Genomic DNA, 5,862 nt, shown 5'->3' with positions numbered 1-5,862 from the left:
TATCGGATAATTCTACAATTTCCTTAAAATTGTATAGCTCCATATTTAATGTAACGAGTTCTTTGGTACGTTTTTGAACTTCTTCTTCTGATTCATTATATAAAACCTGTAACGCTGATTGTGATTTGGATAGCAAGGAATAATCTGATTTCAATTTTTTTACGACCCGGGCTAAAGTCCTCACGGAAAATAGAATAATCAGGATTCCTATGATAAGCATTAAATATATGATTCTTTTGTTGTTATCCACTGCTTCCTGTGTTGCGGCGATGGTTTCTGATGAATTGGTTATAATGAGTATTGAAAGGTCATTTAAATTTTTGATGTAATGAGTATAAACAGGCCTAAGTTCTGTTTTTTCATATTCAAGCGGATTCACGCCTGTATCACTCTTGAATAATTCAATTGTTTTAACTGCTTTTAAATTATACTCACCTCTTGATTTTTGAACAACATCAAATTGTTGCCTAATCGTTTCATTTGTTATTAAGGTGTTTAATTTTTTATAATGTTCTTCATTTTCATCATGATAATTATGAATATTTCCTTTGTAAACCTCTTTGGAAATGGGATCTTGGCTGAACAAATAATACAATATGTTTAGCTTTCTCAATCCGGCATTGTGCTTAATCGTATTGAGCAGGATTAATTGTTCAAAAGAAATTTCTTTGATGTATTTTATATTTGATTCAAACTTATTCAGGTGGTTCAAATTCATCATTCCAAACAATACAAGGAAAAGAGAAATAATGGCAAATACCAATATTATAGGCCTTGAAATAACATATAATTTACTTTTTGTGTCCATTGATAGGCTTTTATAAATGAATTAGGACAAAATGTACTAATGCTAATCCTTCCTTTATAAAGTTAATAAAATATCCCATAACAAAAAAAGTGGTTGATGTTAAATAATAGTTGTAAGTAATGCTAAAATTCGGAAAACCTATAACGTGAAGCAGAAACAAAAACAGCCACCGCTTTCCAAAACTTTACAGACAGAAAATTATCAGCAACAGAGGCTGAAATATCAACCTCTGTTCATGCTATCGGATTAAGCTATTGCTTATTGAGTTGCTCTCCAGCATTGCTCAACTATGCTTTACTTAATGAATCAAATATAATAAAACTAAATAGCACAGTTTAATTTACACTCCCAGAAAAGATGAAATATCTGATTTTAAATTATTATTCAGCATCAGGTAGAGTGAAGTTAAAAGTAGTGCCCCACTCCTGGTTTGCTTTCCACCCATATTTCACCCATATGTTTTCTATAAAATCGTTTATCCACAAGTTTCATTTTTTCATTAGGGATTTATCAACTGGTTAATAATTTAATCTTAAAAAGCCAGAAGAATTTATATCACAATTAATTGAGAAAAGCCAAAATTAAAAGAAAAAGATTTACTACAATTGTTAGAAAATGAAGCTAAAGTTATGAACAATATAAAAAATTCCTTAACGAATGCTTGTCAAATGATTGGCTTCAATACTGCAAATTCTGGCCAACACAGCATTTAAGTTAGCATTTAGATTAAACTCCTTTTATCATAAAAATAATTAGAAAACTCAACATTTTCATATCAGAGTTACTATATTGAGAACTATAAGAAGTTGGAAACAATGCTGTTTTAGAAGAAGATTTTTTGATTTTTAAGGGATTAAGCCTTTTTAAGAGTTACATTTACCTCCTTAAAGATTCAAACCCTCATGAAAAAGATAAATAAAACAAATTTTCCTGGCACCCTTCCCAAATCCCCTACCGGAATCAAAGGGCTGGATGATCTAACAATGGGTGGGTTACCCAAAAACCGACCTACATTATTGTTGGGGAATACAGGCTGTGGAAAAACGCTGATGGCAATGGAGTTCCTGGTGAACGGGATCACGTTGTTTGATGAACCTGCTGTGTTTATGGCTTTTGAGGAAAAAATCGAGGAATTGATGGTAAATGTTAAATCCCTTGGTTATGATCTTGAAACGCATCTTGGTAACAATAAAATTTATCTTGAACATGTACAGATCATTAATAGCGATGAAACAATAGAAACTGGTAAATATAATATTGAAGGACTTTTCGTAAGGATTGAACAAGCAATAAACAAAGTTAAAGCAAAGCGGGTGGTTCTGGACTCCCTGGATACACTTTTTTATGGTTTGGACTACAAGACGCTCCGGTCAGAATTTAAAAGGCTTTTTATTTGGTTAAAAGAAAAGAAGGTAACTGCGATAATTACCGCTGAAATTGGAGACACCTTTCTCACGCGACACGGCCTGGAAGAATATGTGGCTGATTGTGTAATATTGCTGGACAACCGTGTTAAAGACCAGGTGTCCACCAGGCGCTTAAGAATTGTAAAATACAGGGGAACACTTCACGGAAACAATGAATACCCCTTCATTATAGAAGAAAATGGCATAACAGTTTTCCCAATAATAAGTGAAATAATCCAGCACAAGATAAGTTCAAAAATTATTTCTACCGGAATTAAAGATTTGAACGAAATGCTGGATAAAAAAGGTTTTTATGTTGGAAGCAGTATTCTTGTATCAGGAACAGCCGGAACAGGAAAAACAAGCATTGTAACCTCCTTTGCAAAAAATGCATGCATAGAAAAGAAAAAGGTTCTTTTTTGTGCCTTCGAAGAAGCACCCAACCAGGTTATAAGGAATATGAATTCCATAGGAATTGATCTTGAGCCAGAGGTTAAATCAGAATTTTTACATTTTTACTATTCAAGGCCTACTTTACAAAATCTTGAATTGCATTTTATTTCCATCAAGGAAGTAATTAAAAAATTAAAACCGGCTATAGTCATCATTGATCCTATTACCAATTTAATGAACGAAGACCCAAACAGCAGTGTTCGATTAATGCTTACCCTGTTTGTAGATTACTTAAAACTGGAGCAGATAACCGTAATATTTACAGCCGCAATTACAGAGAAATTAATTGAACGAAATCCAAGCGATGAGGGAATTTCATCCCTGGTTGATACGTGGATCATGGTTGAGGATGCAGAAACGCAAGGGCAACGCAATAGGACGCTGACCGTTCTGAAAGCAAGGGGAATGGGCCATTCCAGGAGTGTGAAAAAAATTACTATTTCAAATAATGGAATTTCCCTTGAGGCTATCCCAAAAAAAGAGGGTAGGCTTCGTGAAAAAATCAGATCAAAAAAATAATGAATCAGAAGGAAGGAGGATAAAAAAAATTTTACTGTATAAGAATTATTTGAAAAAACTCAATTAGATGGCGAAGAAAACTCGGGAAAATATTGATATTAATGAAGGTCCCAAAGGCCCCCCGGAAGAAAAATATATTCTTAATTTATACATTTCAGGCATACACCCAAACTCTTCCCATGCTGTTGTAAATATTAAATCCATCTGCGAAAAATATCTCAAAGGCAGGTATGAGTTAGAAATTATTGATATTTATCAGCAGCCTGACTTTGCGCTCCTTGAGGAAATAATTGCTATTCCCCTATTGATAAAACTACTCCCCTTACCCGTTGTCAGGTTTATTGGAGATTTGTCGGATACGGAGAAGGTTTTGAAAGAATTGCAAATCATTTAAGTATTATGAACATGGAGAAAAACATCATAGAACTTAAAGAGGAACTGGAAAATGTAAAGAAAGAAAATGCTAACCATTTGCTTAAATTACAGGAGGCCAGAAATTTCATTGAAGCAATCAAAGCCGGGCATGTTGATGCACTTGTTGTTAAGGAAGGAAAATCCCGGAAAATTTACACAGAAAGCTCAGCGGATAAAATTTACCGTCTTTTAATGGAAAAAATGCATGAAGGCGCTGTTACCCTTAATGAGGATGGAATTATCCTTTTCAGTAATTCCTGTTTCTCTGAAATGGTGAACGCTCCCCTTAAAAAAATTATAGGAAATGATTTTATAAATTATATTGAAGCCCCCTCAAAATCCAGGTTTGAAAATCTGTTAAATGACAGCAAAATGAATCCGGCAAAGGATGAATATTACATCGGTGCCCGGGGCCAAAAGAGTATTCCTGTCCTGATATCAATAAATACATTGAGTCTGGAAAGCAAAAGTGTTTTTAACCTTATCATAACAGATATTTCCAATATTAAAAAACACCAGGAAGAATTAATAACACAAAAAAAATTGCTCGAGGAAGCGGAAAAAATAGCGGAAATGGGCAGCTGGACCGTGAACCTGAAAACAAAAGAGATAACAGTATCCCCGGAGTTTTATAAAATATACGGATTGACTGATAAAAGCTCATTGACATTAACACCCTATGATTTAATTCATCAAAATGACCGGGCAGCATCAAAAGAAATTTTCGACACTGCAGTTAAAGAAACCGGCTCCTTTGATTTTTTCACCAGTATCAACACTCCAGCGGAGATCGAAAAAAAAATCCTTCATGTAAAAGGCAAAGTAATTTTAAAAAAAGGCAAAGCCTATCAGTTCATAGGTACCAGCCAAAACGTTACGGCAATATTAAAAGCTGAGAGAGAACATTATGACCAAAATAAAAAATTACTTAAAGCCCAGCAGGAAATAACAAATCTTAATCAGGAACTGGAATTTAAAGTAATTGAAAGAACTAAAGTTTTAGAATCCGCATATGACAGACTTGAAGAAATTAATTATGAACTTGATAAAGCCACAAAGTCTAAAGACAAATTTATTTCTATTATTTCACACGATTTAAGAAATCCTTTTACTTCAATTATTGCTACTTCTGAAATTTTGATGACCGATATTAAATCTCTTAAACAAGAAGAAATAGAAATTTTAGCTAAAATAATCAATGGCTCTTCGGTTAAAATAGTCAATCAACTAAACGAGCTTGTAGAATTGTCAAAACAAAAATCAAAAAAAATAAACTTCGACCCTCAAAACAGAAATTTATATGAATTAGTTTCCCTGTCAACAGAACTCATAGAAGAAAATGCTAAACAAAAAGAGATACAAATTATTAATGAAGTGGATAAATCGTTTCGGGTTCGGGTTGACCCGTTTTTAATAAGGTCAATTTTTCAAAACCTTATAACAAACTCTATCAAATTTACACCAAAGGGTGGCAGAATTATAGCTTCTGCTCTTAAAAAAGGGAATTCGTTTATTCAGATTTCAATAAAGGATACAGGTATTGGAATGTCTGACCAGAATCGAGAAAAATTATTTAGCTATGAATCTGCCATAAACAGTTCAGAACCTGAAAAGGACGAATCTAGAGGCTTGGGTTTAATTCTTGTAAAAGACTTTATTAAAAAACATAAAGGAAAGATTTGGGTTGAAAGTGAGGTGGGAAAAGGAACTACTTTTCATTTTACCTTACCAATTGGAAAAGCTGACCATCAGCCCAACTCTTAAAGCAGCCCAATAAGCAGCCCCACCTGCCTCATAGCTGCTGTGAAATTTGCTATTTTACCCGAAATTTTCATTGATGGGCTCAATCTGATTTCAGGGCTACGCCCCTGTTTTTTTTAATTTCCATTGTTTTTCTACCAAGATTTTAGGGCTACGCCCCATTAATACCGTAGCATAAGGGGCGTAGCCCTGTATTCTTCGTAGCAAAACGTATGTGTAGTTAAAAAGGGGCGTTAGCCCTGTATTCTTCGTAGCAAAATGTATGTGTAGATAAAAAGGGGCGTAGCCCTGTATTCTTCGTAGCAAAATGTATGTGTAGATAAAAAGGGGCGTAGCCCTGATATCTTTCCTAATCATACCATAGGCTCAATCTGATTTCAGGGCTACGCCCCTGTTTTTTAAATTTTCGTTGTTTTTCTACGGAGATTTTAGGGCTACGCCCCATTATTACCGTAGCATAAGGGGCGTAGCCCTGTATTCTTCGTAGCAAAAAAGGGGCGT

The 5,862-nt window shown here is 34.3% G+C and carries 4 protein-coding genes; 3 read left to right on the top strand and 1 reads right to left on the bottom strand.

What is annotated here, in order from left to right:
* Positions 1–808 (bottom strand): MCP four helix bundle domain-containing protein (locus H0V01_11495; GenBank protein MBA2583995.1); only part of this gene is annotated, 808 nt, incomplete at its 3' end.
* A 902-nt stretch (positions 809–1,710) separates the two neighbouring features.
* On the opposite strand from H0V01_11495, the gene kaiC reads away from it, so the two are divergent.
* The 3 genes from kaiC (at position 1,711) to H0V01_11480 (ending at position 5,364) form a co-directional block, all read left to right on the top strand.
* Positions 1,711–3,186 (top strand): circadian clock protein KaiC, encoded by a 1,476-nt coding sequence (gene kaiC / locus H0V01_11490; GenBank protein MBA2583994.1) that lies wholly within the window; start codon positions 1,711–1,713, stop codon positions 3,184–3,186.
* Between the two features lie 67 nt (positions 3,187–3,253).
* Positions 3,254–3,580 carry a circadian clock protein KaiB gene (locus H0V01_11485; GenBank protein MBA2583993.1) on the top strand — a complete coding sequence of 109 codons (327 nt, stop codon included), beginning with the start codon at positions 3,254–3,256 and terminating at the stop codon, positions 3,578–3,580.
* Positions 3,581–3,591: 11 nt separating this feature from the next.
* Complete coding sequence (locus tag H0V01_11480; protein ID MBA2583992.1) at positions 3,592–5,364, top strand: PAS domain-containing sensor histidine kinase; 1,773 nt, start codon at positions 3,592–3,594, stop codon at positions 5,362–5,364.
* The last annotated feature ends 498 nt before the right edge of the window (positions 5,365–5,862 follow it).

It is taken from the genome of Bacteroidota bacterium (assembly GCA_013696965.1).
In the GTDB taxonomy this organism is placed as follows: Bacteria; Bacteroidota; Bacteroidia; order JACCXN01; family JACCXN01; genus JACCXN01.
This window is presented reverse-complemented; position numbering and strand designations above follow the sequence as displayed.